Origin of the sequence: Nevskia soli (assembly GCF_903970205.1) — a bacterium.
In the GTDB taxonomy this organism is placed as follows: Bacteria; Acidobacteriota; Terriglobia; order Bryobacterales; family Bryobacteraceae; genus Bog-113.
In genome coordinates this window covers 1-4150 of the sequence record NZ_CAJCHS010000305.1, presented here as the reverse complement: position 1 = coordinate 4150, position 4150 = coordinate 1, and the positions used below count along the sequence as shown (strand labels likewise).

Annotated in this window: 4 protein-coding genes; all 4 read left to right on the top strand. The window is 59.6% G+C overall.

Annotated elements, in window-relative coordinates; genetic code table 11:
* Positions 1-414, top strand: a 414-nt coding sequence (locus tag H1Y01_RS13410) for an ASPIC/UnbV domain-containing protein (RefSeq protein WP_180541020.1), incomplete at its 5' end; no start/stop codon positions are given.
* On the top strand, positions 398-1099 hold the full coding sequence (locus tag H1Y01_RS13405) for a PIG-L deacetylase family protein (protein ID WP_180541019.1): 702 nt from the start codon (positions 398-400) through the stop codon (positions 1097-1099). The genes H1Y01_RS13410 and H1Y01_RS13405, both read left to right, overlap by 17 nt.
* Before the next feature lie 235 nt (positions 1100-1334).
* Positions 1335-3200 (top strand): hypothetical protein, encoded by a 1866-nt coding sequence (locus H1Y01_RS13400; RefSeq protein ID WP_180541018.1) that lies wholly within the window; start codon positions 1335-1337, stop codon positions 3198-3200.
* The coding region (locus H1Y01_RS13395; RefSeq protein WP_219341529.1) for a VIT domain-containing protein at positions 3197-4150 on the top strand (954 nt) is incomplete at its 3' end. The genes H1Y01_RS13400 and H1Y01_RS13395, both read left to right, overlap by 4 nt.

The following is a 4150-nucleotide window of genomic DNA, read 5'->3' as shown; positions in this document are numbered from 1 at the left end:
GCGGGTGTTACGGACCGGCATGCCAGCCGCGGTTGCGCGTTCGGCGATTTCGATAATGACGGCGATATCGACATGCTGGTGATGAATATGAATGAGCCGCCGTCGCTCCTGCGGAACGAGCTGCGGAATGGGAATCACTGGTTGAAGTTGAAGCTGATCGGGGTGAAGTCGAACCGGTCCGCGATCGGGGCTTCAGTAGTGTTGACGGCGGGCGGCAGGCGGCAGCGGCAGGATGTGCTGGGGCAATCCAGCTTCTATTCGCAGAACGACCTGCGGCTGCACTTCGGACTGGGGGCCGCGGTTCAGGCGGATTCGGTGGAGATTCGGTGGCCGTGCGGGTTGCGCGAAACGTACAAGGATGTGAAGGGCGATCGCATTCTGACGTTGAAGGAGGGCGATGGGCACGCGTCGTGATTTCTTGTTGGGGCTGGCCGCGGCGCCGCTGCTCGCGCAGACGGCGAAGCTGAAGGTTGTTGTGACCGGCGGGCATCCGGGCGACCCGGAGTATGGCTGCGGCGGGACGGTCGCGCGCTATACCGACCGGGGGCACGAGGTCGTGCTGCTGTATCTGAATCACGGCGAGAAAAGCTGCCCGGCCTCGGCTGGTGATCCGGGCAGTACGGTTCGAACCGCTGAGGCGCAGCAGGCTTGCCGGATCCTTCGGGCGCGGGCGTTGTTTGCCGGGCAATGCGATGGGCACGCGGTTCTCGACAATGCGCATTACGACGATTTCCGGAAAGTGCTGGAAGCGGAGCAGCCGGATGTGGTGTTCACGCACTGGCCGGTGGATCAGCATCGCGATCATGTTGCGATCTCTTCCCTGGTACACGATACCTTTCTGCGCGGTGGAAAGAAGTTCGCGCTCTATTATTACGAAGTAGGTGAAGATACTTTCATGTTCTCGCCGACCGAGTATGTCGATATCTCGAGCGTGGAGCCGCGTCTCCGCGCGGCTTGTTACGCGCATGCCTCCCAGACGCCGGACCGTTTCTATCCCGAGCAGATGCGAATTAGTAGGTTTAGAGGAGATGAGAGCGGTTACTTACTCGCCGAAGCTTTCCTACCGCACATCCGCAGCCGGCGCAACTTGCTCCCATAACTTACTTAGCAACCCGAAAGCACCGCTTACTCACGTGCGCGGCTCAGCAGATTCAGTGTTACGAGCCGCGTCGGTGTTACTGAGCCGCGCGCGTAAGCAAGCGGTTACTCCCACGAGATGTTATGTTCGCCTTTCACTGCCAAAATAATGAGGTACAAACCTCAAAAGCGACCGATCGACAGAACTGCAATTGACTGTGGCGCAGGAACCGCTACTCTCACAGCGGGTGCTCTAAGTGCCGTTACTCTTCCGCCGGGGGACGATCCTCGCGGCGGCCATTCCTCCGATCCTCATTGCTTCAGTTTCATTTACTTTCTGGCGCGCGCATCGCGCCATGACGGACGCCGCGGCGGAAGTTGCCGCCGGCGGACGCGTGCCGTTTGCCCTAACTTCTCTAGACCGGCACGCGCTGACGGGAGTCGAGCCGATCGCGGTTACTCCCTCGTTCCGCGACATCGCTGTCTACGACGGAAGGACATTTATCGCGGGCGCCAATGCGCTTTCGGCTTACCGCGGCTCTGACCTTTCGGAAACGTGGCGCGTCGGCCTGGAACTTCCGGCCGGGGAACTGATCGCGCTGTCTACTTTCGGCGGCGAACTGTATGTCGCGACGCGCGGTGAAGGCCTGCTTCGTTATGACGGCTCGCGTATGCGGCAAGTACTTCCGGCGAAGCCCTCGCTAAGGAGGCTAACCGCGCTGCTGACTGTGAACGGGCGGCTACTTTTCGGGACGGAGACGAATGGAGTTGGAGTTTATGACGGGCAGACGCTCTCCATGCTCGATCCGGCTTTGGAAACGTTGCACATCACGGCGTTAGCGGGGTCGAGTACCGATCTCTGGATCGGCACGCTGGCCGAAGGTTTATGGCATCTGCACGCCGGCGCTCTGGAACATATAGAGGATGAGCTTTCCGACCCGCAGATTCTGTCGCTGGCCGTGTCGGGTGAAACCGCTTACGCGGGGACGCCGCTCGGCGTAGCTGTTTTCGAGGCGGGACGAAAGACGCGCGTAGTGGGCGATGGCGTTTTCGCGCGCGCTTTGTTACCGGACCAATACGGACTCTTGATCGGCACGGAAGATGAGGGTGTGGTAGCGGTCTCAAAGGATAGGCATCGGCCGCTCGACACAGAAGCGGCGTTGACGACGGAACCGATTGAGCGTCTGGTGGAATCCGGCGGAGTTAGGTACGCACTTACGACAAAGGCGTTATACCGCGAATCTGCGAGCGGATGGGAATCCGTAGTAAGTGGCAGCGCTGGTTCCCTGACCGATCGCCATATCTCGGCGCTTTCCGTTGACCCATCCGGTCGCCTTTGGGCGGGTTATTTCGATCGCGGGTTAGATGTACTCGCGAGCGATCGCACGATCTCGCGGCACTTCGAAGACGATCATCTCTTCTGCATTAATCGCATCGTGACCTCCGGCGAACGCACCGCCGTAGCTACCGCGAACGGGCTGGTGCTGTTCGAGAACACCGATCAGAAACAAGTCTTAGGGCGCAGGAACGGATTGATTGCGGACCATGTTACCGACGTGGCATTTACTAGCGGCGGGATGATCGCTGCGACTCCGGCCGGCCTGTCCTTTCTCGATTCGGGCGGCGTACATAGCGTGTATGTATTCAATGGTCTGGTAAATAACCATGTGTATGCGTTGGGTGTCGCCGGTAATCAAGTGCTGGCCGGAACTTTAGGCGGCTTATCGGTACTCAATTACGACCTGATACACGCGAACTATACGACCGCTAACTCCGGTCTGAAGCATAACTGGATCACCGCGGTCGTGCGGGACGGAGATGACTGGCTGGCGGGCACTTATGGAGTCGGTGTGATGCGGCTGGATAAGTCGGGTATCTGGCATACCTTTCCCGATATGCCGCGCTGCGTGGTAAATCCAAACGCGATGCTGGTCGCTGACGGGCGCGTCTTCGTTGGAACTCTGGACGACGGATTGTTAGTACTTGATCATTACGCCAGGTGGCAGAAGTTCAGCTACGGTCTACCTTCTCGAAACGTCACCGCGCTGGCGTTCGCGAATAACGGACTCTATGTCGGAACGGATAACGGCGTCGTGCGGCTGGAAAGTCAGGTGCTCCCGTGAAGCGCTGGGCTTTACTGTTAATCACCTCGCGAGCGCTTTTCGCCGATGCCGGAGTACTAATTCCGGGCGGTCATGAAGCACCTGATCCGGCCATATTCGCGCTGCAGGAAATGTCCATCGACGTGTTTGTCGACAACGGTACGGCGCGCATCCGCATGCGGGAGATTTTCGCGAACCGGACCGGCATGGTGCAGGAAGGCGAGTACCACTTCGCGCTTCCCTCCGGAGCGGCTGTGTCAGATTTCGCGGTTTGGGACGATGTGACGCGCATTCCCGGCGTGATTCTGGAACGCAAGCGCGCGGGCGAGTTGTACGAGCAGATCAAAGCTCAGAATATCGACCCGGGGCTGCTGCAGATGGGCGAGCGCGGGGCGGATGAGGCGCGCCGCAACGCGCTGTTTACCGCGAAAATCGTGCCGGTTCCCGCGTGGGGAACCAAGCGCATCGAGATCGAATACCAGGAGCCCGTGGGCGTCGAGGGTCTGCGATCGGTGCTTGCGGTTCCAATCCATCCTGACGTTTACAGCGCGATAACGGCGGGCAGTTTGAACGCAACGATCACATTGCAGAGCGCGCACGCAATCCAGGATTTCGCTGGGATCGGCAAAGCGTATCCGCTGCAGATTCGCGACAAGAGCGCCAATCTAATCCATGCGAATTTCTCAGGCACGAACGTCGCGCTGACCGAGGATTTCTCCTTCGGCTTCACCTACGCGGCAAGCGACTCGAACAGGCTGCGTGTCATTACCGAACGCGATGCCGGCGACGGATTCTTTGGCGCGCGCGCATTGCTAGCGCCGCCTGCGGCGGCGAATCAACAGCCCGGACGCACGATCATCGCGCTCTTCGACACGTCGCTCTCCATGCAATGGGACAAGTTGGAGCGCAGCTTCACCGCTTGCGAAACGCTGTTGAAGCGACTCCGTCCCGAAGACTCGTTCAACGTGCTC

What these genes read in the sequence shown, in the direction of transcription:
- H1Y01_RS13405 (WP_180541019.1), top strand. Translation starts at nt 398, where the DNA reads ATGGGCACGCGTCGTGATTTCTTGTTGGGGCTGGCCGCGGCGCCGCTG.